The organism is Gottfriedia sp. NPDC058432 (assembly GCF_042721555.1).
Taxonomy (GTDB): Bacteria; Bacillota; Bacilli; order Bacillales; family Bacillaceae_G; genus Gottfriedia.
The window spans coordinates 1-20,966 of the sequence record NZ_JBHXLC010000008.1 but is presented as its reverse complement, the minus strand read 5'-3'; the positions used below and the strand labels follow the sequence as shown (position 1 = coordinate 20,966).

Here is a 20,966-nt window from a genome sequence, read left to right as displayed (position 1 = left end):
AGCACTTAATTTATTTACCTTTAAGTGGAGTGAACTGGTATAACTTCATTTAAAGGTAATTTAAAACATATTTAATCTTATTAATATATATTTAATATTTTTGTAACATGTAATATACTAATAGTGTGAAAAATTTTAATATTAGGAGACCGAAATGAATAAATTTAAGAAAATCGCAACTATAGCAACTGCAACAACTCTATCTGCAGGTATTCTATTAAGTATGCTTCCAACTGAAACCCAAGCTGCAACTAATACTAAAGTTGTCCAAGCTCAAAATGATTTAAAAAAACAAGTCAGCTCTTACATAAAAGTTCTTAGCAACTTAAAAAGTGAAATCTATTATACAGATCAAGAAGTTTATGATTATTATAAAGAACTACAAACTGATGTTACTTTATTTAATAAATACGGATATACAGGTAAAGACGAACTAGTGAAAAAAACAGCGAGCTTTAAAACAAGAATTGATAAAGCGCGTAAAGACAATGCTGCAGTAGATATGAAAAAAGTAACAGCACAGTTTAATACATATATTAAAAAAGTAGATTCAAAGGGTGCTAAAACATACTTTACAACTCAAAAAAATAAATTGATGGCAGTTAGAAATTACCAAAACCACACATATGATATGATCGAGTCATATGTATACGATATCGAGGATCAAATTTATACTGAAAATGAAATTTATATTCGTAAGCAATTACCTGCTGAATATAAAAACTATGAAACTGAATATGCTTTAGTAAATCAACGCTTTTATGGGATGACATCTAAAGAACAAGAAATTATTAGCTATGCATATGATGTTCTTGATATGGATTACACAACACATCGTCAAATCGAAAAAGATCTAGATTCTATGTTTGATAAGTATTTTAAAGATGGTTTTGATGAGCTCTATGATATAGAAGATAATGAAAGCTTAGATAATGCAATTGAAAAAAGAGATGTAGCAAAAGCAAAAATTGCTCTTGTAAATGCAACTAACGTTTTTAAAAAATTTAATAATACTTACAATCAATTTGAAGCTGCGGCCGACGTATATAAAACAAATCTAACAGTTAAATTCGCTAATAAAGTAAAAAAAGCGCCTGTTACACAACAATAAGATCAGCATCTAAATAAAAACAGTCCTTTGTTTGAAAATCATCTTTTCCAAAGGACTGTTTTTTATGTTTAACTTGATTTAATTTTTCTTGTTTCGTTTTTGTTCTACGGGTATTTAAATCTAACATCGCAAATGAACTTCTACTTAATTCTGGATTTCGTTTACCTTCTCTAACTAGTTTGTCTCGTAATTTTCTTGCTTTTGATTTGCTCATTCTTTCCACCTCTTTTAACTTTATTATTCTATTATATACAAGCAATCAAAGTTTTCCACTAACTCTTCATAATTTATTTTTTTGAAATTGGAATAAAGTGATTAAATAAACCGACCACTTTTATTTCCTTGTCTAAAGCCTTAACCTCGTAAACTGAAAAAAAGACATAATCTTTTTTAGTTGTAACCTTACTAATAAGTTTTTCCCCTAATAAGTCAATTCCAAAATCAATGTATTTATTTTTTGATTCCAATTTAAGCTGATCCTTTGCCCAAGTGACAAACTCTCCTTTTGATGGATTTGTTTGTGCAGAGATAATTAGACAGACTGCTAAAGCCACGATTACAAGTAATTTTTTCATAAAGTCACCTTTTCATTATTTTTACTATTTATATGATAAAGGATATTACTGAATTGTCCAGAAAATATCCTTATTTATTAATAAAATGTCTAGAAAAAATAAAAAAGGGTCCTAATTGCGACCCCTGAAAGTAAATACAAGTTCAGTTTGAAAGCTATTTAATTACTGCATTCTTTACAATTTTTGAATTTAAAAATGGGATCACTGAAATAATCTCATTAATGCCATGTTTTGATATAGCATCTAAAGCAAGTTCATTAAGTAGGTCACCTTCAATAAAAGGACAAATCGGTGCTAATGACTTAATCCCATTTAATTCATAACTCTTTCTTGTGCATTCATTTATTATTTCATCACTGATAAATGGTGCCACCTGAGTTAATCCTTTTATACCATTTGTTTCAAACTCTTTCTTTGCACATTCATCGATTATTTCGTCACCGATAAATGCTGCCATTGATGTTATTTCTTTTATGCCATTTAGCTCAAACTCTTTCATTGCAAGCTCATCGATGATCTCATCGCTAATAAATGGTGCTACTTGAGTTAATCCTTTTATACCATTTGTTTCAAACTCTTTCTTTGCACATTCATCAATGATATCGTTACTGATAAATGGTGCCACCTGAGTTAATCCTTTTATACCACTTGTTTCAAACTCTTTCTTTGCGCATTCATTCATTACTTCTTCGCTGATGAATGGTGCCAAAGTTGTTAAAGCTTTTATACCATTCGTTTCAAACTCTTTCTTCGCTAATTCGTCCATTAATTCTGTACTAATAAACGGTGCAACCCAAGTTAATTCTTCAATTCCATTTGACTCAAACTCTTTCTCCGCAAATTCATCAATTACATCATTACTAATATAAGGTGCCATGCGTGATAATTCTTTGATTCCATTCGAATCAAATTCCTTCTTTGCACATTCATCAATTATATCTTCACTAACAAAGGGAGCAATATCCGATGTATCAGTAATTGTAAGGTGATTCTCAACATTTCTAAAAACGATGTCTGCTTGATCGATATTAAGAATCGGTGCAACATTTAAAAATTCTTCTTTTTCAACTTCTAACTCAATTGAAGAATCCGCATTATCTTTTTCAATTAAATTATTGATCAATTTAACGCCTTTTTCATTTCCTAAAATTTCATCAATGCTTACATTAAAAATTTCTGCAAGCTCAGGTAATTTCGAAATATCAGGCATTGTCTCTCCTCGTTCCCAATTACTAATTGCTTGAAAGCTAACACCTAATTGATCAGCTAGCTTCATCTGTGTAATCTTGTTTGCTTTTCTTAATTGAGCGATTTGTCTACCTACTTTTTTCATATCAAACATTTATATCACCTCTATTTAAAAGTTAATTTCATTGTATCTAGTTAATTGAATAGTTAAAATCAAGTGTTACTTGAATTAATGGAAAATGGACTCAAGTAATAATTGAGTTTCTAAGAAGTCTGCAATTTTAGTAAAGTTTAGTATTTAATTTAAGAGGTAGCTTTCTACCTTGAACTAAAACTATATGCTCAATTTATTATAACAATTTTTACAAATATAAGTATTTGAATTTTCAAGCAATAAAAAAAACAACCCAAAATGAGTTGCCTTCAGAAATATCATTAAGATTAATCTTTTGTAGTCCATTCGTAAAGTGCTTCAAAATTTAATTTTTCTAACCAATGTCGTTCCGCTAAAATAACTGGGTGAATCAATATATCTTTCCGATTTGAGTCATCACAAAAATTAAATAATTTATCTTTATAAGGTTCTAGCAGGTCTAGAACTTCTTTTATTCGCCACTTAAATCGTTTACTTGAACCCCAAGCTACTATAATAATGTCTGCGTTACTAATCGCTAATTTTATTGCTTCATCGTTATGTTCGCCAACTTCGCATTCTTTCCCTTTTAGCTTTGTTGAATCCGGTTCCATTAATGCAAAAAGATTTACTAGTTCTAGCGAGCCGAAGTTACCTTTCTTATAATCTATAAAAAAGTTAAGACATCTCGCCAATATATAATCACTCTTTAGATGATCTGCTCGACAAGGATTAAGTAATACAAGCGTAGCTTTCTTTTTCGATTCATCCCAAGTTCTTGTAAGCGAATATCGCATTAATTTATTTTGTTTATCAAAGACCGCCTTCGAGTTAATTTGCATTGAATGACAGTTTACAAAATCCTCAAATGACATATACTCACTCTTTTCATCATTAATTAAAACAAAATCAACAAGGTATTATATTCCATTTAATCGTCATTTGTACTAAATTATTAATTTAAAATAAATAATCATTAAATGTATCTAAAAAAAAGTAAAATTTTAGTAGCTTTCTATTTACTAATTCATATTTTCCTAGTACGATAGTGGATAATTTAGACAGTTCATATTTGGAAGGGGCTATTATTTATGATTAAAGGAATCATATTTGATTTGGATGACACATTACTTTGGGACCAAAAAAGTGTTCAAGTTGCATTTGCAAATACATGTAAACTAGCTACAGAAAAATACGGTATTGACCCAACTGAATTTGAAAATGCCGTTCGTGATTCGGCTAGAAAGCTTTATGAATCATACGATACATACGAATTCACAAAATTAATTGGCATCAATCCATTCGAAGGACTATGGGGGAATTTTTTAGATGATCATGATCAATTTCCAAAAATGAAGGCGAATTCTCCTGCCTATCGAAAAAATGCATGGACGCTTGGCTTAAAAGCATTTGGAATAGATGATCCAGAATTTGGTCATTTATTAGCCGAAACATTCCCTGAAGAACGAAAAGGAAACCCTTTTGTATACGATGAAACATTTGATGTGCTAGATCGATTAAATGAACAATATAAACTGCTCTTACTAACAAACGGCTCTCCTGATTTGCAACATACGAAGCTTTCAATTACACCAAAGATTAAAGAGTATTTTGATCAAATACTAATTTCTGGAGACTTCGGAAAAGGTAAACCTGACCCAAGTATTTTTGAACATGCCTTATCATTAATGGAACTTTCAAAAGAAGAGGTCATTATGGTCGGAGATAATCTTATGACAGATATTTTAGGCTCAAGCAGAATTGGAATGAAAAACGTGTGGATTAATAGGCATCATAAGGAACGAAATGAAGTTGTACCTACATATGAAATTACTCATTTAGAAGAGCTTTATCCGATTATTGATTCTTTGAATAAGTAGGTTTTGTTTAAAAATCTAGTGGTCCATTTTTATGGGGACTTGCTGGATTTTTTTTTAATTGATTTGGTTATGGATTAAATCGTAATTTCAAGTAAGTGCAATTAAATTCCCAGAATCGCAATTAAAAATGGCAAATCTGCAATTAAAATCCCGGAATTGCAATTAAAAATTCTAGAACTGCAATTAAAAGTATGAAAAATGCAATTAAACTAGAAATATACCTATACTGCTATCCGTATTACGGGCTACTTTTCACCATAAACTAGTGCCTTAAAGTGAATCGTTTAGTCTAAGCAGTCAATTTAGCCAAAAAATCAAAGCAAACATACAATTTCATATCGACATTGTTATATAATTATTACGATTTTGACTAGATATACCCCCTATTTATGTCAATAATCATAAAAATCTTCCTTTTGAAAGACTTCTCGTCCTATTAAGTTTTTTAAGTAATGAAATTGACGTTTCGATGTGTAATATTTGTTTCTTAAAATGTAGTATCAAATTTATGGGGGTTAATGATATTGTTAATTATCCATTTAAATTTTAGAGCTAAAATAAAAAGTACTTTCTAAGAAAAAATTAGAAAGTACTTTTTTATCAAATCAAGATTAACATACTGTATTGCTATTAGATTTAAGTAAAGCTTGTTGTAAGTCAGCTACAATATCTTCCCATGCTTCTAACCCGACTGACATGCGTAGCATATTTTCTGTTATGCCCATTTTTTCTCGTAACTCTTTTGGAACAACTGCATGTGTCATCGTCGCTGGATGCTGAACTAATGTTTCTGTATCCCCTAGACTTACCGCTATTTTTATCATGTCCAAATGGTTAATAAATTCCTGAGTTTCTTCCTTTGTCCCGTCAAATGTAAATGCGAAGACTCCCCCACCTTTTTTCATTTGCTTACTAGCAATAAAATAATTTTGATTTTTAAAGTCTCCCGGGTAGAATACTTCCTTTATCATTGGATGCGATTGTAAAAATGAAACGACCTTTTTTGCATTTTCACATTGACGGTCCATTCGAACTGCTAATGTCTTTAATCCTCGAAGCAACAGCCATGCATCAAATGGTGACATAATCGCACCTATGTCTTTTCGGATAGGGGTCATTCGATCAGCTAGCTCTTTTGTTTTACAAACAACAATTCCTGCAACTACATCACCATGACCACTAATATATTTCGTTGCACTATGTAGCACAATGTCACAGCCTAGTGTTAATGGCTTTTGTAAATAAGGTGAGCAAAAAGTATTATCAACTACTACTGTAATATTATTATTTTTCGCAACTTCGACAACCATTTCAATATCAATGACTTTCATTGTAGGGTTGATCGGTGTTTCAATAAATATAACTTTCGTGTTTTCTTGGATTAAGTTATGGATTTCTTCTTCAGTATCCATTTCACAAAAGTTATGTTCAATTCCAAATTTACTCTCCAACATTTCTAAAAATCCATACGTACATCCGTATATGCCTTTTGAACATAAAATATGGTCCCCAGTGCTAATTAACGAGAAAATTGTAGCAGATACAGCAGCCATTCCAGAACCAAATGCTAACGCTACCTCTCCTTCTTCTAACGCAGCCATTCGTTCTTCCAAAATTTGAACGGTTGGATTTCCTAATCTTGAGTAAATAAAATCATCTTTTTCTCCGGCAAAGGACTGTTCTCCATGTTGTGCAGTTGGAAATGTATAGGTAGACGTATGAAATAATGGAGGAGTTAAACTCCCGTGATACTCACTAGTTTTGTAGCCTTCGTGAATCAACTTTGTATCAAACTGATTTTTCTTCATTTCTAATTAGCCTCCTTAATTAAGTGCGTATTGATCAAACGTTAATTAAAGCAAAAACCTAAAATGAAAGCCCTTACAAATTGTTCACTTAGACTACTTCTATATATAGGAAAGCAATACCTTTCAATAGATCATACTATAGGTAAAATTACATGCTCTTAATCCTATATAAGACTTAAATTAAAAATGAAAGTAGCAAAATACTCTCTCTTGCATTGGTTCTTACTATTTATTCACTAAATTTTCTACCTAACTTTTTTCCTATTGCTTTTCCGTTCGCTTTTATCAATTTTTTATAACCAAAGCTTAAAACATCAGTCATTTATATTCCGAAATAATCAAACTGCAATCAAAAAAAGTCATCCTCTTTGACTAGGTTTATTCTAAATTAATTGAAAATGAAAAAAAGCACCTTCTAAAAATTTAGAAAGTACTTTTTTATTTTCAAATTATCTGATTTTGTTAATCTTCTAACCACTTCAGAATTTCATCAATTCCAATCGCTTCTTCAACTTCTGGAAACTTCTTAATAAAATTTAAATCGGTATCATTTGGGATCAATTCATCAAATTCGTTTGGGTCATGGACGCTCATTGAATACACCTCTTTAGTAAATTTTATTTAATTTCTGTATTGTTAACAAACATACTTAATAAAATACATATCCAATTTTTTATGAAGAAGTACTTCGATTAACTGAATTAATAATAATAGTTCGTAGTTTTTTTTTATTTTCCTCTTTTTTTATCATAAAAAATCTTGTACAAAATAGGTCATCGACTAGAACAAACTCTTCCTTTCTACCATTTAATATTATATCTATTTAATTAGATGTATTTTATGATCACATTTATTACCGAGTCTATATAAAGAAGATCTTTTACAGCATTTTATTACTGATTTTAAAGTCATCCCAATAATTTCTTCTAGCCCTAAATTTAATCTAAAATTAGCACAATTCAATTCGAAACTTCTTTCCTAAATTATCCTTTCCATTTTTTCCTCCGAATTGATTTTAAAAGTAATACAAGCCATTATCAAAAATTTCATTTATGTAGATTTCGGTCCAAATAAAGTAGGTGTTATCTCAGCTAGAAATAACATCTACTTTTTATTTACTTTCCTAAATCCTTTCCTTCTTACTTCACCATTCCATTCCTAAGCGCCGTTACGACTACTTGCGTTCGGTCTTCACAGTCAAATTTTTGTAATATACGATGGACGTGTGATTTAACAGTACCTTCCGTTATAAATAATTTCTTACCGATTTGATCATTTCGAAGTCCATAGGCCATTTCCTGGAGGATTTCTTGTTCACGATCCGTTAGTTTTTCGATTAGCATTGATTCACCTTTTTTACCTGGGATAGCAAAACCAGAAACAATCGCTCTAGAAAGTGCATTTGCTGCAAGAGTTGTTTTAAAAATAGCTTCACCTCGATAGGCTGAGCGAATCGCATCAAGCATTTCCTCAACTTCAGCATCCTTTAATAAAAATCCTATTGCTCCCGATCGAATTCCTTGGTAAATATATTCTTGATCATCAAATGTAGTTAAAATAACAATTTTCGTCGTAGGTAATTGTTTCATTATTTCTTTTGTAGCATCAATACCCGAAAGATAAGGCATTTGTATATCCATCAATATGACATCTGGGCGTTTTTCTTTTGCTAACTTGATTGCTTCTATTCCGTCAGATGCCTCACCAATTAAGTTCATATCATCTTGTAGATTGATTACATAACTAAAGCCTTGCCTAATCATCGTTTGGTCATCAACTAGTAAGACCTTTATTTTTTCATATGACATATTTTCTCACCCTTCCCTTCGTCACAAAGGTATTTTTGCAACAATTTCAAAGCCATGTGGAAAAATAACTGAATAGGAAAGACTACCATTCATTTTCTCTAGTCTTTCTCTCATTGATTTTAATCCAAATCCTTCACTAATTTTTTGAGCATCTTCTAAATCCCCATTATCCCTAATAGTCATATTGATGCCTTTAGATTCCTTTCGTAGTACAACATCTAATTTTGTAGCTTGAGAATGCCGTATAACATTTGTAATTGATTCTTGTAAAATTCTAAACAGTATTTTGTATACCTCGACATCTAATTCAACATCACCTATCTCCGCTTTGAAGGAATATTGAATAGAAGATGAGGATTCCATATGTGTCAGTAAAGTTTCTAATGTGCCAATTGCAGATTGAGGAAGATCATCGGCAAGTGAATGAACCGATTTACGTATATCATCTAAACCTTTTCGGGCAACTACTAACATATCCTTTAAACTTTGTTCGGCTTGATTTGGATCTTTTTTTATCATATATTGTACAGCTTGCATTTGAACGATAATGGAAGTTAAACTATGTCCCACAGCATCATGAATATCCCTAGCAATTCGATTTCTCTCTTCTAAAATTCCATTTTGCATAACAGTAGAAGACGCTTCTTGTAGCTGACTATATGCTTTTTCTAAATTAACGACATGTTGTTTATTCAATGCATACATTTCATTTCGCTGCATTCTACTTCGAATATTTAAATAAATAATAATTGAGATCAAAATATAGGTTAAAACGTTTAATAAATCTTGGTGTCCGAATCGCGTATAGATTAAAGCAATGACGATCATAACGATTATGGATGTAATCGGAGTCCTCGATAAAGATGACCTGATAATCGTTACATGAAACATAAAAGCTAAAAAATACAAAACATTTATTTCTTTAAACAAAATTAATCCGACCAATGCTTCAATCACCATAATACTAAACGCAATAACTAAATTTGCATTCGACCATTTATCTTTAGGGATCAATAAAATACAAGTTAAAGTAACCCAAATCGTTAAATAAAGTGCCGTTTTAAGAGGTGGTCCACTAAATAACTTCCCTGTGCTCATGAAAATTAAAATAATAGTGGCACCTATAATTGGTCTTAATAAGAAGACATTGTTCTTATTCAAAATAAACTTACTCCTCTCATTTACCATTTAAAAGATTCACTCTTAATTTTAATCAATATTCTTCCTGTTTTCCTCTATCTCTAGTTATAGACTTTATGAATGAATTTCTATCAAATAGAAGTCGATTCAAAATAAATAAAAGAATATCATATGAACATACAATACAAATTAAGGAGAAAAACAATGAATCAACAATATATTTTTATCGGAATCATTATTTTACTTTTAGTTTATCGCATCTTTAAAAGAATCCGTCGAAGTATCGGATGGCAGCAATTGAATAAGAAGAGAATGCGTATAAGTACAGTTATCTTCTTTTTAATTGGCGCATTAATACTATTTCAAGGTGGTATAAAACCAATTATTTTAACATCAGATGTGATTGGTATTTTAATTGGCATTGGGCTTGCTTATTTCGCTACAATTAAAACAAATTTTGAAAATAGAAATGGAGCATGGTTCTATCATACAAATATTTGGATTAGCGGTACTGTTACTCTACTATTCTTCGGTCGCTTGGTTTATCGAATTTATGATATTTATTCAATTGAAAAACTAAATGGATTACAAAATGATGATTTAACTAACAAATTACAAAGTATGGCTTCTGGATGGTCTGCTGGGCTAATGCTAATCATGTTTGCTTATTATATTGTCTTCAATTTATTCATGATTCGGAAAGAGAAAACACTTGCTCAAACAAGCAACGATTTCCCTATTGAAGGTTAATTACTATACTCTCCGCTTTAATTAGTACAGTGTTTGTAAAATATAAAAACCCACAAGGAAATATTTAATACCTTGTGGGTTTCTTTTATTATTTAATACCTAAAGCAAAATCTACAGCACTTTCAGCATGAATTCTTGTCGTATCAAAGACAGGAATACTGCAATTTTCCTGAGAGATTAACATCGTTATTTCAGTACAACCGAGAATAACAGCTTTAGCTCCTTGCCCAATTAAATGATCGATTATGTTCAAATAAACTTGCTTAGATTCCTCTTTCACAATTCCAAGACAAAGTTCCTCATAAATAATATTATGTACAAGTTTTCTTTCATCTTCATTTGGGACAATAACATCTAAACCAAACTGTTCAATTAATCTTCCTTTATAAAAATCATGCTCCATTGTAAATGCAGTCCCTAACAAGGCAACTTTTTTAATTCCATTATTTACAATTTCTTTAGCAGTTGCATCAGCAATATGTAATAAAGGAATTTTGACCGATTCTTCAACTTCCTTTGCCATCTTATGCATTGTATTCGTACAAATTACAAGACATTCTGCTCCACTACTCTCCAGCTTTTTAGCAACTTCAATCATAATTTTCGTTAACTCATCCCATCGCTCCTCAAACTGGAGCGTTTTAATTTCTTGAAAATCGACTGAATACAGTAAGCTTTTTGCGGAATGATGACCGCCAAGCTTTTCTTTCACACGTTCGTTCATAATTTGATAATACAGTAATGAAGACTCCCAACTCATACCACCAATCAGCCCAATTGTTTTCATCATCATTCAACTCCAATATCTTTAAAGTTTTTACTCATTTGTTCATCAAAAAAATCATGACCTATTATTATCTCTTAGTTTAACAAGGAAATTTAACGAGAACTATAGAATATTTTTAGCACAATAAATATGTAGTAGGAGTGAACAAAATGCATATTGAAAATGAAAAAATATACCCTAATTGTCCATTTATTACTAGAGTAGTAGATGTTGGTGGACTTACGAAATCTCAATTAATCGAGAATTTACAACAATCCTCTATCTCGATGAATGAATATGGTGAGATGCTATTAAAAGATGATCACTTTCCTGTATCAAATACAAAGTACAGCCTTCAAACGGTTGAACTAACGGTTGGCGATCTTGGATTTTTAGAAGGGGCAACAACACCTCAAATTTATAAAAAAGCAAAGGAACTGAATTTGGAATTGTGCCCTCTTGAGCTAGGACCTTACTTAAGACTATCATATTTAGATCAACCAGAAGGTTTTATAGGGAATTCTGTAAAGCAACATCAAGCTCCATCCGGTTCAATTACAATTGCATCTGAGGCATTATCTGAAGATGAAGATTTTCCGAAAGGTTTTTACATTAGACGGATTAATGGTGTACTATGGCTTCGCGGATATCGTGCGGATCATCTCCACGTTTGGAATAACGATGATTATTTTATCTTTTGTCAAAAGGAGTGATTATTTTGCATTAGATAATTTATCAATTGCTTCTTGTTCTGATGAAACAAAAAATACATTATTCCCTTTATTACACTCATAAATGAAATCTTTTAGAGCCTTACTTGTATAATTAGAAAAGTCACCTATAATCGCAAACTTAATATTGTAGTTAACGAACTTTTGAAGCACCGCACCAGCAAGTTTCGTACTAAGATTGAAAAAATCTTCTGAAATCGCCTCTTTGTTAAGTGCTATACGATTACTTTTATGATCATAACTTATTGTCATAATCAGATCTAAAGCACTTTGTTCATCAATAAGTATTACTGAATCTGCATTGGCGATTGCAATTAGTTGTCCGTTTACTTCAGTTGTTGTAATATTCATCTACCTTACCCCTTATTAAAATTTTTATTATTTCTACTATTTTAAAACAAAGAGTATATAGCGTGAAGCGATACTTTTGTTTTATTTTTAATAATTAATGATAGATGAACACTAAAATACCATCTATTTTTGTCGGATTGATAAAAATAGATGGTATTAAAATCAAAATCAGGTTAACTTTCTTTGAAGTCGGAAGACTACCATCAACTTCAAAAAAAGTCATAAACCCTAGCAAAAAATCTTTTAATAAATTATTTGAATATGAGTTTAGGACTTAATACGCTTGTCCTTTTCTTCTCCAAATTTTATTAGCCGAGTTTTGCTACTACTTGTGCTAATAATTGAATTGCAGCTTGAATGACTACTTCAATTTGCAGTTCAGTTTGTGTTACGACAATTCCATCTGAATTTTCAATGACAACAGATTGGGATTGTAATTGAAGATTTTCTAAGGATTGAGCAACTTTTTGTAGTTGACTAATTCTTGGATCATCAGCAAATAAAAGAATCACAGCTTCAATTGCAGCTTGAAGTGAAGCTTGTACTAAAACTAAAGCTTGAGCTTCAGTCTGAGCAACTGTAATTGTGTGTGAATCGCGAATTACTAATCTTTGAACTTCCGCTTGTGCATTTTCTAATCTATTAAAAGATCCTTGTCTTTGATTTACACTAGCATTTGCAACTGGACGAATTGAATGCATAAAATCACCTCCTGATATTTTAATATAATTTATTCAAAATAATAGAAGTAGATTGGACAAGTATCCTAGTATAAATATGGAAGTTTTAATAGATTTAGATTAATAGCTTTTCAAAATCGAAATGATACTCTCTTCTTAAATTACAGAGAAAAAAACAAGCGGTTTTGGACACAGACTAAAAAAAATTAAAAGTCTTTTTTTAAAACTCAAAGTTCTTTATAGTAATGAGTAGCAAATCTAATGAATTTTTATTTAAAGAGAGGAATCACTATGAAAATCGATACACCTACTATCCCCAAAGAATTAATAGCTAGAAATTTTTATGACATTTTTTATGAAGAGGACCCAGAATTAGGAATGTGTGAGATCTCTGGCTCTGTTTTTGAAAATGAAGTTGTAGATCGAGTATATTTATATAAAGCGGTAATCAAGAATTGTAAATTCACGAATACAGATTTTAAAAATATCAGTATGACTGATGTATATTTTGAAGACTGTGATTTATCAAATTGCAATATGAGAAATTCTTCCATCCACAAAGTTGTCTTTAAAAATTGTAAATTATTAGGCGCAAATTTTACTGAATCTAGCATTGGAAATGTACAGTTTGAAAATTCAGTTTTAAATTTGTCACTATTCGGAGATTCAAAATTAGAAAAAGTAATTTTTCGTGACTCTGTTCTAAAAAGTACTGATTTTTATGATTGTAAATTCAAGAAAGTTGATTTTAATAGATGTGATATTGATGGAGCAAATTTCGAACAAACATCACTCAAAGGTATCGATATTAGTAGTTCTACTTTTAATGAATTAACAGTTTCAATTAGTAATTTAAACGGCTGTAAAGTTTCATCAAATCAAGCCATTCAATTTGCATCATTGATGGGGCTAAAGATTGTAGATTAGAAGTTATGATTAAATCTAAAGATTTTAGTCAGAATTACGATTTAAATCCTGTTAGTAATTGGAGTGATAAAAACATGGATCATACTTCCCCGAACGAAGCAGAGTTAAAAGTAAAAACATGGCCTAAATCTCCTATAGCAGCTGGTTATCGTCATACCGTCGGGCTTAAATTAGATGGTACTGTTACAGCTGTAGGTGATGATCAATATGGCAAACTAGAAGTAAACGATTGGCGCGAAATTGTGGCGGTTGCGGCGGGTAACGCTCACACAGGTAATTCTCATACCATTGGGCTTAAATCAGACGGAACTGTTGTGGCTGTCGGATGGAATAAGCATGAACAATGCAATGTTAGTGGATGGTTTGATATTGTGGCGATTTCGGCTGGTTGGCGTCGATCAGTCGGGCTTAAATCAGATGGCACGGTTATTGCTGTAGGTCGAAACAACGATGGTCAGTGCAATGTAAGTGATTGGCACAACATAGTGGCGATTGCGGCTGGTGATTGGCATACTGTCGGACTGAAACCGGATGGCACAGTTACAACTGTAGGTAACAATCGGTATGGTCAATGTAAAGTAACTGGCTGGCATGATATTGTGGCGGTTTCTGCGGGTTATCTTCATACCGTCGGGCTTAAATCGAACGGCACGGTTGTTGCTGTGGGATTGAATAAAGATGGTCAATGCGATGTAAGCGAATGGCAAGACATTGTAGCGATTTCGGCGGGTAGTAATCATACGATTGGACTAAAATCAGACGGCTCTGTTATTGGTACAGGTTTGAATAGGCATGACCAATGTAATGTAAGTGACTGGTTCGATATTGTAGCGATTTCGGCGGGTTGCACACATACTCTCGGACTTAAATCAGATGGCACGGTTGATGCTGCAGGTAGTAATGAATTTGGCCAATGTGATGTAAGCAGTTGGCACGGTATCCAACTGTCCGGAAAATAGTTTATAATTACAACAAGCAGAAATTTTCCTGAAAATACCCTTCTCCTCTACTGTTAATAATGATATATTTTCTACTATAAGGTTTAAAAAATATCCATTTTTGAAAGGGGAGATTTATAAATGAGAAATACAGCTCTTTTAGTAATTGATGTGCAGGCTTTTATGTTCTCCGAATCTAATCCCGTATATAACGGGGAAACGTTATTAAATAATCTAAACAAATTGATCGATAAAGCAAGGGCTACGAATACGCCAATATTTTATATACAACATTCTGAAGAAGGTTCTCCACTTGAATACGGTACACCTGGTTGGGAAATTCAGTCAGATATTGCTCCAATTGATGGAGATATCATTATACATAAAACAACACCAGACTCTTTTTTTAAGACGGGTTTAAAAGAAGAGCTGACAAAGCAGGAAATTAATCATTTAGTCATGGCGGGAATTCAAACAGAAATCTGTGTTGATACAACGACTAGAAACGCCTTTGGAAATGGCTATGAGGTTACACTTGTAACGGATGCTCATAGTACATGGAATTCAGATGAGCTTAAGGCTGAGCAAATTATTAAGCACCATAATCAGACATTGCGCTGGTTAGCTGATCCTAAAACTACTAGCGAAGTTGAATTTTAAAATGCAGGCAGCTATTAAGCTGCCTTTATTTTTTTAACAAACACCCGCTTTCTTCTCTGCCTGCGGTACTCATTTACCTCGCAAAGCAAGCGCTTGCATTCAGTCTGAAAACCTTCTGAAGGAATGCCTTAATTCTTAAGTATGCGAAACAATTATTTCACAATCTCCATCTAAAACAAATTCCCCAAATCCAACAGGAATGATGAAGTTCGAGCCTTTTGATAAATTATATTCTTCTCCGCTATGGATCAGTTTTCCTTTACCGTTTATTACACTTAAAAGTAAATATTGATCATTATAGGTTAAATAAGCTTTTCCAGTAACATCCCATTTATATACGGTGAAAAATTCCGAATCTACAAATGTATTAATCTTTATATTTTCTTTTTCTTCCGACTTTAATTCCACTTCTGTTTCTTGATGAGGAACTGTTGTTACATCGATTGCTTTATTTAAATGAAGCTCCCTTAAATTTCCTTCATGGTCTTTTCGATCATAATCGTATACCCGATAAGTTGTATCAGAGCTTTGTTGTGTTTCTAATACGAGAGTTCCTTCACATAATGCATGAATGGTTCCACTTGGGACATAGAAAAAATCACCTGGCTTAATCTTTACTCGGCGAAGTAAATCTGACCATTCACCTTCGTTAATTTGGCTAATTAGTTCTTCTTTTGTTTTGGCATTATGGCCAAATATCATATGTGCGTCTTCTTTACAGTCAAGAATATACCAGCATTCTGTTTTTCCGAGATCACCATTTTCATTAACTTTTGCATAAGAATCTTCAGGATGAACTTGAACAGATAAATCCATATTGGCATCTAATATTTTCGTTAATAGTGGGAAAACTTCTTCCTTTGGATGACCAAATAATTCCGGTTGCTTTTTCCATAATTCATTTAATGCAATACCTGCAAATGGGCCATTTTCAATAATTGACGCCCCATTAGGGTGAGCTGAGATTGCCCAGCATTCACCTGTATTTTCATTTGGTATGTTATAGTTAAAATCTGATTTTAAAGCTGTCCCACCCCAAATTCGTTCTTTAAATACTGGTTTTAAAAATAAGGGTTGCATGCTAATTTCCTCCAATAGGCTATTTAAACTAGTGCATTTTTATTTAATGCATTTTGTGCAAGCATAAGAGCTCCAATAATTCCAGAGTTATTACCTAAACCAGGTGGTACAATATACTCATTCAACTCTGGTAAACTAACATAATCGCAAACTAGCTCATTTAAATATTTGTAAACACTTTCAAAAACTTGCATTTGATTCATTACGCCTCCACCAAGTATGATTTTCTTAGGCGAAAGAATTAATATGTATTGCATAAGTGCTTGGGCAATGTAATATCCTTCTAAATCCCAAACCTCTTTTCGATCGATTAGATTTGAACCTATATTCCCCCATCGCGCTTCAATTGCAGGTCCAGATGCTAAGCCTTCTAAGCAATCACGATGGTATGGACAGTTCCCTACAAACTCATCATGCGGATGACGTCTCACTAATATATGTCCCATTTCAGGGTGTGTGATGCCTTGAAGTAAATAACCATTTACGACAGCTCCAGCCCCTATACCCGTACCAATTGTTATATATAAACAGCTATCTAACCCTTTTGCTGCACCAAAGGTGGCTTCACCTAGGGCAGCAGCATTTACATCCGTATTAAAACCAATTGGAACAGAAAAATGCTTTATAGCTTGTACAAAAGGAAAGCCTTGCCAAGCCATTTTAGGAGTTGATGTAATCGATCCGTAAGTAGAGCTCGCTTCGTTCACATCGATCGGCCCAAATGATCCAATACCAATTGCTTCTATGGGATAGTTCTTAAAAAATTCGATTACTTGTGAAATCGTTTCTTCTGGCACAGTTGTTGGAAATTGAATACGCTCAATTAAATTGCCATTTTCATCTCCTATTGCACAAACAAACTTTGTTCCACCTGCTTCGATTGCACCTAACATTCGCCATTACCTCCAATTAAAATAAACTAATTAAACCTTACATTATTTAAAGTAGTTAGAAGCTCGCCTTACTTTTTTTGTATATAGAAACATTTTTAAAGAAAATCAAGCGATTAATTTCACATGATTTATTGGACGAAATATATTTTTTAATCCATATATATTTATGAAAGCTATATAAAAAGAAGACTCTTTTCATGTACAAAAAAAGAAGCCCCTCTCTTGAGCGACTTCCTTTTTCGTAAATTTAAAATTAAACTCCAAACCCCTATTTAGCCGTTTTTTCCAATGCTAAATAAATCCATGGAATTGCATCATATTTTTATTAAAATCAAACACTTGTCCATATCATTTTGCTTGTCCAATCATAAGATATCGAGATTAAATTAAAGGAAAAGGTAGTGTTATAATGAGTTGCAATTGTAATAACGAAAGAAATAATAATAGAAATGACGAAAGAAATAATAATAGAAATAATAGAAGAAATAACGAGGTTACATTTAATGCGAAAATCACGGTTAATCAAGAAGAATTCTGTCGCGCAGTAGATCGTTGCGACAATGAAAGACGCGATAATAATGGTCGTCGTAGTGACAGATGGTGGAACTTGTAAGTTCAAAAAGTAGAAAGTTACGTAGTTAAATTTATCAAATTAAGAATCCCCTAAGAATGTCTAATTAGGCATTCTTTTTTAATTCTAGTCTCTGTTAACTTAAAATGTTGATATTTGAAATAAAAAAGATGCTGTCTATTAGACAACTTTTTGGAACGCTTATGCAACTATAGCAGTGCGTTAGTTGCATAAAGTTTAGTTTTAAAACATTGAAAGCACTCAATGAATTGATGTGTTTTTATCATTTTAAATATTACCTTACATTGTCAAAGACTGTTTCTTGTCCGTTATTTTTTAAACTAATAGTTAAATTTGCATCAATATTTATTTTCGATTTCAAAACAAACAATGATTGTATTCTTAAACCTTTATCTGCTTTTGAGTTATATGAAATTGTTAATTTATGTTCATCCAACCCGAATTTAATATTCCAATAATTCATGTCAATTCCGTTAAAGAAAAAATATAATTCTTTTCCCCCTTTGTCATGAATTGCATAAACACCATTTCTTTTATTATTTGCAATTCCTTGTTTAATAAAGGAATACTCTATTTCTTCAATGTCTAATTGTTCTATTATATAACCATCTGCTAAATCATTTGTAGAGACTACTGCCTTATTTACCTTTGAAGTTTGATTCTCATTGGTACTTCCTTTGACTGTGTTACATCCTGTTAAATTTATGATTATTAGTATTAATATGCTGAATGATGAAAGTATTTTTTTTCTAATAAAAACTCATCTCCTTTAAGTAATTCTTTTATGAACTATAAGTATATTCAATATTCTAAAAATCTATATTTAACTTACTATTATTCGACAATAAATTATTAATTCCCTTGTTTAACTAAACTGCCATTTACTTCAATAAAAAAAGCCACAAATTTGCAACTTGATCTTCAACTATTGCATTAGTTAGTTAGTTAGTTAATTCAATTATATTTTAATTAGCTTTAGCAAAACGGTTTTGTATAACAAATGCGATAATAACTGATAACATTGTAATAATGAATGGAGATACAGAAGAACTTTCCACAAAAACAACCTCATGTGGCAATTTTGAAATATCACTCCATTGATTAGCTATATCAGGCTGATAAAATACCGTTAAAAGCATACCTAAGAATACATTTAAAGCAACAAATAATAGGATAAAACTTACTGAAAACAAAAGAATTTTTTTCATTTTTATTCTCCCTTAGTTACTCAATTTATTATATTCACTAATAAGATTTTCCTAAGTTGATACTACTAACATTAACATATTTTTCCATTTTTAACTATATGTTTGCAAATTCCTTATTGAATTAATCTGCCATTTACTTGTAGAGTAGAGAACTGATTTCAAAGGGATAGCTTACGCTATCTCTTTTAATTTCAGCTCCCCCTCATCAAACCGTACATGAAGTTTTCCCTCATACGGCTTTCCGATGTTCTTCTTTCTCATGCTTTACGGTTAATTCCTTGCTAATTTCACAATTAAATGTTCTATCTCTCCTCGAATTCTCTTAAAGTTACCATGGTTGTTACTGTTGTTTCTTTTCTTGTTATAGAAAAGTGTGAGCCTTTCTAGCACATACCAGTCGATTATATTTAGCCACTTTGCTGCTTTCGAGGATATTTTGTAATAATTCTTAAAGCCTTGAAGCCTCCTATTTAATCCTTTTATTAGTTCTTTTATGTCTAAATACAGTTTGTTTCTAGGTTCTGTATATGCTTTAATCTTTGCTCTCATCTTTTTCATCGCATTTTTCTTCGGAATGTGTGACATTGCGTAATAGGTTTTTCCACCTTTTAGTAAGACCTTAAATTTTCGGTTGTGGAATCCTAAGAAATCAAAACCTTCTTTGTTATCAAACAGATTTATTAACTTCGATTTTTCACGATTGATTGTTAAGTCCAGTTTGTTCATGATTATTTGTAAAATATGTATACTTTCTAAAGCTTGTTGTTTTGTTCTAGTTAAAATTACAAGGTCATCTGCGTAACGAACTAGCTCCCCTAAATGATGGAATTTCTTCATCCAGAGTTTATCCAATGTGTTCAAATATATATTAGCGAGTAATGGAGAGATTACCCCACCTTGCGGTGTCCCAGTTATGGGATTTCTTATTGTTCCTTCTTCCATTATTCCTGCTTGTAACCATTTTCGGATTAACTTTAAAACTCGGCGGTCATTGATTTTCTGTTCAACTAGCTTCATCAGTTTATCTTGATTAATGTTATCAAAGTAACCTTGGATATCGACGTCGACTACCCAAGAACTATTTCTGCCTGCTTTCCTTATTTTCGCCATCGCTTGATGGGCGTTTCTTTTAGGACGGAATCCAAATGAACAATCTTGAAAATCAGCTTCAAAAATAGGTTCAATGACCATCTTTGTTGCCATTTGCACCACTCTGTCTTTTATAGTAGGAATCCCTAGAGGTCTTTTCTTTCCATCGTCTTTTGGAATATAGGTCCTCAAAACTGGATTAGGATTGTAATTATTCTCTTTAAGCTGTGCATACAGTTCATTTAAGAATTTACTTTCTCCATATTTTGTAACGATCTCATCAATCGTTTGTCCATCTATTCCTCCACTTCCTTTCTTACTCTTTACACGTTTCCATGCTTCTAATAGAATGTCAGGGCGATAGATTTTATCGTATAATGCATGAAATTTACGATTAGGTTTCTCCTTGGCACATAGATATAGTGTTTTCAAAAGTTCTTGAGCTTTTTCATCGGTGTAGTTAGCTAGTTTTCTAGCATTCACTCACTCTTACCTCCTTCTAAACACATGAACAAAGTAGAGGTCCTTTCCTATATCATGTTGTGTTGTCATGATAATTATTGGTGTAGAGTCGAAGGAGGTCGGCAATAGCCTCCCTCCGTCCGCTCAATCAAACGGATCGTACAGTTTTCCCGTAATCCGCTTTCCTTTATGTCAT

Annotated in this window: 24 protein-coding genes; 8 read left to right on the top strand and 16 right to left on the bottom strand. The window is 32.1% G+C overall.

What is annotated here, in order from left to right:
• Positions 1-154: 154 nt before the first annotated feature.
• Positions 155-1,111 (top strand): hypothetical protein, encoded by a 957-nt coding sequence (locus ACFWM3_RS09815; protein WP_390311241.1) that lies wholly within the window; start codon positions 155-157, stop codon positions 1,109-1,111.
• Here the strand turns inward: ACFWM3_RS09815 and ACFWM3_RS09810 are convergent.
• The 4 genes from ACFWM3_RS09810 to ACFWM3_RS09795 all read right to left on the bottom strand — a co-directional run bounded on the left by ACFWM3_RS09810 (position 1,098) and on the right by ACFWM3_RS09795 (position 3,882).
• Complete coding sequence (locus ACFWM3_RS09810; RefSeq protein ID WP_056474851.1) at positions 1,098-1,325, bottom strand: hypothetical protein; 228 nt, start codon at positions 1,323-1,325, stop codon at positions 1,098-1,100. The two genes, ACFWM3_RS09815 and ACFWM3_RS09810, sit on opposite strands and share 14 nt — an antisense overlap.
• A 73-nt stretch (positions 1,326-1,398) precedes the next feature.
• Positions 1,399-1,686, bottom strand: coding sequence for a hypothetical protein (locus ACFWM3_RS09805; RefSeq protein WP_390311240.1), 288 nt, complete (start codon positions 1,684-1,686; stop codon positions 1,399-1,401).
• A gap of 154 nt (positions 1,687-1,840) precedes the next feature.
• Positions 1,841-3,028 (bottom strand): helix-turn-helix domain-containing protein, encoded by a 1,188-nt coding sequence (locus tag ACFWM3_RS09800; RefSeq protein ID WP_390311239.1) that lies wholly within the window; start codon positions 3,026-3,028, stop codon positions 1,841-1,843.
• Positions 3,029-3,315: 287 nt separating this feature from the next.
• A complete protein-coding gene (locus tag ACFWM3_RS09795) occupies positions 3,316-3,882 on the bottom strand; it encodes a DUF1643 domain-containing protein (protein ID WP_056474845.1) in 567 nt (188 codons plus the stop codon).
• Positions 3,883-4,098: 216 nt separating this feature from the next.
• Here ACFWM3_RS09795 and ACFWM3_RS09790 point away from each other — a divergent pair, with 216 nt between their 5' ends.
• On the top strand, positions 4,099-4,887 hold the full coding sequence (locus ACFWM3_RS09790) for an HAD family hydrolase (RefSeq protein WP_390311238.1): 789 nt from the start codon (positions 4,099-4,101) through the stop codon (positions 4,885-4,887).
• Positions 4,888-5,498: 611 nt separating this feature from the next.
• On the opposite strand, the gene megL is transcribed toward ACFWM3_RS09790, so the two are convergent.
• From megL to ACFWM3_RS09770, 4 genes are all read right to left on the bottom strand, one after another.
• Positions 5,499-6,695 (bottom strand): methionine gamma-lyase, encoded by a 1,197-nt coding sequence (gene megL / locus ACFWM3_RS09785; RefSeq protein WP_056474842.1) that lies wholly within the window; start codon positions 6,693-6,695, stop codon positions 5,499-5,501.
• A 462-nt stretch (positions 6,696-7,157) separates the two neighbouring features.
• Positions 7,158-7,289 carry a hypothetical protein gene (locus tag ACFWM3_RS09780; protein ID WP_268875886.1) on the bottom strand — a complete coding sequence of 44 codons (132 nt, stop codon included), beginning with the start codon at positions 7,287-7,289 and terminating at the stop codon, positions 7,158-7,160.
• 545 nt (positions 7,290-7,834) lie between these two features.
• Entirely contained in the window at positions 7,835-8,503 is a 669-nt protein-coding gene (locus tag ACFWM3_RS09775) for a response regulator (protein WP_390311237.1), read from the bottom strand.
• A gap of 21 nt (positions 8,504-8,524) precedes the next feature.
• Positions 8,525-9,664: a sensor histidine kinase gene (locus ACFWM3_RS09770; RefSeq protein WP_390311236.1), complete on the bottom strand. Its 1,140-nt coding sequence runs from the start codon at positions 9,662-9,664 to the stop codon at positions 8,525-8,527.
• Between the two features lie 183 nt (positions 9,665-9,847).
• Between ACFWM3_RS09770 and ACFWM3_RS09765 the strand changes: the two genes are divergently transcribed.
• On the top strand, positions 9,848-10,393 hold the full coding sequence (locus ACFWM3_RS09765) for a CcdC protein domain-containing protein (protein WP_390311235.1): 546 nt from the start codon (positions 9,848-9,850) through the stop codon (positions 10,391-10,393).
• 88 nt (positions 10,394-10,481) lie between these two features.
• Here the strand turns inward: ACFWM3_RS09765 and ACFWM3_RS09760 are convergent, their stop codons facing one another.
• Positions 10,482-11,180, bottom strand: a complete 699-nt coding sequence (locus ACFWM3_RS09760; RefSeq protein ID WP_390311329.1) for an aspartate/glutamate racemase family protein — start codon at positions 11,178-11,180, stop codon at positions 10,482-10,484.
• Positions 11,181-11,329: 149 nt separating this feature from the next.
• Here ACFWM3_RS09760 and ACFWM3_RS09755 point away from each other — a divergent pair, with 149 nt between their 5' ends.
• Positions 11,330-11,872 carry a helicase gene (locus tag ACFWM3_RS09755; protein ID WP_390311234.1) on the top strand — a complete coding sequence of 181 codons (543 nt, stop codon included), beginning with the start codon at positions 11,330-11,332 and terminating at the stop codon, positions 11,870-11,872.
• Here ACFWM3_RS09755 and ACFWM3_RS09750 read toward each other — a convergent pair whose 3' ends face one another.
• Together ACFWM3_RS09750 and ACFWM3_RS09745 are read right to left on the bottom strand one after the other, a co-directional pair.
• A complete protein-coding gene (locus ACFWM3_RS09750; RefSeq protein ID WP_390311233.1) occupies positions 11,873-12,241 on the bottom strand; it encodes a DUF4180 domain-containing protein in 369 nt (122 codons plus the stop codon).
• 308 nt (positions 12,242-12,549) lie between these two features.
• Positions 12,550-12,942, bottom strand: coding sequence for a spore coat protein (locus tag ACFWM3_RS09745; protein WP_390311232.1), 393 nt, complete (start codon positions 12,940-12,942; stop codon positions 12,550-12,552).
• A gap of 270 nt (positions 12,943-13,212) precedes the next feature.
• Between ACFWM3_RS09745 and ACFWM3_RS09740 the strand changes: the two genes are divergently transcribed.
• The 3 genes from ACFWM3_RS09740 (at position 13,213) to ACFWM3_RS09730 (ending at position 15,446) form a co-directional block, all read left to right on the top strand.
• On the top strand, positions 13,213-13,848 hold the full coding sequence (locus ACFWM3_RS09740) for a pentapeptide repeat-containing protein (RefSeq protein ID WP_390311231.1): 636 nt from the start codon (positions 13,213-13,215) through the stop codon (positions 13,846-13,848).
• Positions 13,849-13,922: 74 nt separating this feature from the next.
• Positions 13,923-14,807: an RCC1 domain-containing protein gene (locus tag ACFWM3_RS09735; RefSeq protein WP_390311328.1), complete on the top strand. Its 885-nt coding sequence runs from the start codon at positions 13,923-13,925 to the stop codon at positions 14,805-14,807.
• 120 nt (positions 14,808-14,927) lie between these two features.
• A complete protein-coding gene (locus ACFWM3_RS09730) occupies positions 14,928-15,446 on the top strand; it encodes a cysteine hydrolase family protein (RefSeq protein ID WP_390311230.1) in 519 nt (172 codons plus the stop codon).
• A gap of 135 nt (positions 15,447-15,581) precedes the next feature.
• On the opposite strand, the gene manA is transcribed toward ACFWM3_RS09730, so the two are convergent.
• Both manA and ACFWM3_RS09720 read right to left on the bottom strand, forming a co-directional pair.
• The gene (gene manA, locus ACFWM3_RS09725) at positions 15,582-16,526 is read right to left on the bottom strand and encodes a mannose-6-phosphate isomerase, class I (RefSeq protein ID WP_390311229.1); all 945 of its coding nucleotides are present in this window, start codon (positions 16,524-16,526) and stop codon (positions 15,582-15,584) included.
• 23 nt (positions 16,527-16,549) lie between these two features.
• Positions 16,550-17,419, bottom strand: a complete 870-nt coding sequence (locus ACFWM3_RS09720) for an ROK family protein (RefSeq protein ID WP_390311228.1) — start codon at positions 17,417-17,419, stop codon at positions 16,550-16,552.
• 409 nt (positions 17,420-17,828) lie between these two features.
• Between ACFWM3_RS09720 and ACFWM3_RS09715 the strand changes: the two genes are divergently transcribed.
• Positions 17,829-18,032, top strand: coding sequence for a hypothetical protein (locus ACFWM3_RS09715; RefSeq protein WP_156339729.1), 204 nt, complete (start codon positions 17,829-17,831; stop codon positions 18,030-18,032).
• Positions 18,033-18,285: 253 nt separating this feature from the next.
• Here ACFWM3_RS09715 and ACFWM3_RS09710 read toward each other — a convergent pair whose 3' ends face one another.
• The 3 genes from ACFWM3_RS09710 to ltrA form a co-directional block, all read right to left on the bottom strand.
• Positions 18,286-18,474 (bottom strand): hypothetical protein, encoded by a 189-nt coding sequence (locus ACFWM3_RS09710; protein WP_390311227.1) that lies wholly within the window; start codon positions 18,472-18,474, stop codon positions 18,286-18,288.
• 502 nt (positions 18,475-18,976) lie between these two features.
• Positions 18,977-19,219, bottom strand: a complete 243-nt coding sequence (locus tag ACFWM3_RS09705) for a hypothetical protein (RefSeq protein ID WP_390311226.1) — start codon at positions 19,217-19,219, stop codon at positions 18,977-18,979.
• 270 nt (positions 19,220-19,489) lie between these two features.
• On the bottom strand, positions 19,490-20,791 hold the full coding sequence (ltrA, locus tag ACFWM3_RS09700; protein ID WP_390311225.1) for a group II intron reverse transcriptase/maturase: 1,302 nt from the start codon (positions 20,789-20,791) through the stop codon (positions 19,490-19,492).
• Between the last annotated feature and the right edge of the window lie 175 nt (positions 20,792-20,966).

Excerpts from the sequence above, each read along its gene's own strand:
- ACFWM3_RS09745 (WP_390311232.1), bottom strand. The coding sequence starts at position 12,942 with ATGCATTCAATTCGTCCAGTTGCAAATGCTAGTGTAAATCAAAGACAA.
- ACFWM3_RS09710 (WP_390311227.1), bottom strand. The coding sequence starts at position 18,474 with ATGAATTATTGGAATATTAAATTCGGGTTGGATGAACATAAATTAACA.
- ACFWM3_RS09750 (WP_390311233.1), bottom strand. The coding sequence starts at position 12,241 with ATGAATATTACAACAACTGAAGTAAACGGACAACTAATTGCAATCGCC.
- ACFWM3_RS09740 (WP_390311231.1), top strand. The coding sequence starts at position 13,213 with ATGAAAATCGATACACCTACTATCCCCAAAGAATTAATAGCTAGAAAT.
- ACFWM3_RS09760 (WP_390311329.1), bottom strand. The coding sequence starts at position 11,180 with ATGAAAACAATTGGGCTGATTGGTGGTATGAGTTGGGAGTCTTCATTA.
- ACFWM3_RS09730 (WP_390311230.1), top strand. The coding sequence starts at position 14,928 with ATGAGAAATACAGCTCTTTTAGTAATTGATGTGCAGGCTTTTATGTTC.
- ACFWM3_RS09800 (WP_390311239.1), bottom strand. The coding sequence starts at position 3,028 with ATGTTTGATATGAAAAAAGTAGGTAGACAAATCGCTCAATTAAGAAAA.
- ACFWM3_RS09790 (WP_390311238.1), top strand. The coding sequence starts at position 4,099 with ATGATTAAAGGAATCATATTTGATTTGGATGACACATTACTTTGGGAC.
- ACFWM3_RS09780 (WP_268875886.1), bottom strand. The coding sequence starts at position 7,289 with ATGAGCGTCCATGACCCAAACGAATTTGATGAATTGATCCCAAATGAT.
- megL (WP_056474842.1), bottom strand. The coding sequence starts at position 6,695 with ATGAAGAAAAATCAGTTTGATACAAAGTTGATTCACGAAGGCTACAAA.
- ACFWM3_RS09795 (WP_056474845.1), bottom strand. The coding sequence starts at position 3,882 with ATGTCATTTGAGGATTTTGTAAACTGTCATTCAATGCAAATTAACTCG.
- ACFWM3_RS09810 (WP_056474851.1), bottom strand. The coding sequence starts at position 1,325 with ATGAGCAAATCAAAAGCAAGAAAATTACGAGACAAACTAGTTAGAGAA.
- ACFWM3_RS09715 (WP_156339729.1), top strand. The coding sequence starts at position 17,829 with ATGAGTTGCAATTGTAATAACGAAAGAAATAATAATAGAAATGACGAA.
- ACFWM3_RS09765 (WP_390311235.1), top strand. The coding sequence starts at position 9,848 with ATGAATCAACAATATATTTTTATCGGAATCATTATTTTACTTTTAGTT.
- ACFWM3_RS09815 (WP_390311241.1), top strand. The coding sequence starts at position 155 with ATGAATAAATTTAAGAAAATCGCAACTATAGCAACTGCAACAACTCTA.
- ACFWM3_RS09720 (WP_390311228.1), bottom strand. The coding sequence starts at position 17,419 with ATGTTAGGTGCAATCGAAGCAGGTGGAACAAAGTTTGTTTGTGCAATA.
- ACFWM3_RS09755 (WP_390311234.1), top strand. The coding sequence starts at position 11,330 with ATGCATATTGAAAATGAAAAAATATACCCTAATTGTCCATTTATTACT.
- ACFWM3_RS09705 (WP_390311226.1), bottom strand. The coding sequence starts at position 19,219 with ATGAAAAAAATTCTTTTGTTTTCAGTAAGTTTTATCCTATTATTTGTT.
- ACFWM3_RS09775 (WP_390311237.1), bottom strand. The coding sequence starts at position 8,503 with ATGTCATATGAAAAAATAAAGGTCTTACTAGTTGATGACCAAACGATG.
- ACFWM3_RS09805 (WP_390311240.1), bottom strand. The coding sequence starts at position 1,686 with ATGAAAAAATTACTTGTAATCGTGGCTTTAGCAGTCTGTCTAATTATC.
- manA (WP_390311229.1), bottom strand. The coding sequence starts at position 16,526 with ATGCAACCCTTATTTTTAAAACCAGTATTTAAAGAACGAATTTGGGGT.
- ACFWM3_RS09735 (WP_390311328.1), top strand. The coding sequence starts at position 13,923 with ATGGATCATACTTCCCCGAACGAAGCAGAGTTAAAAGTAAAAACATGG.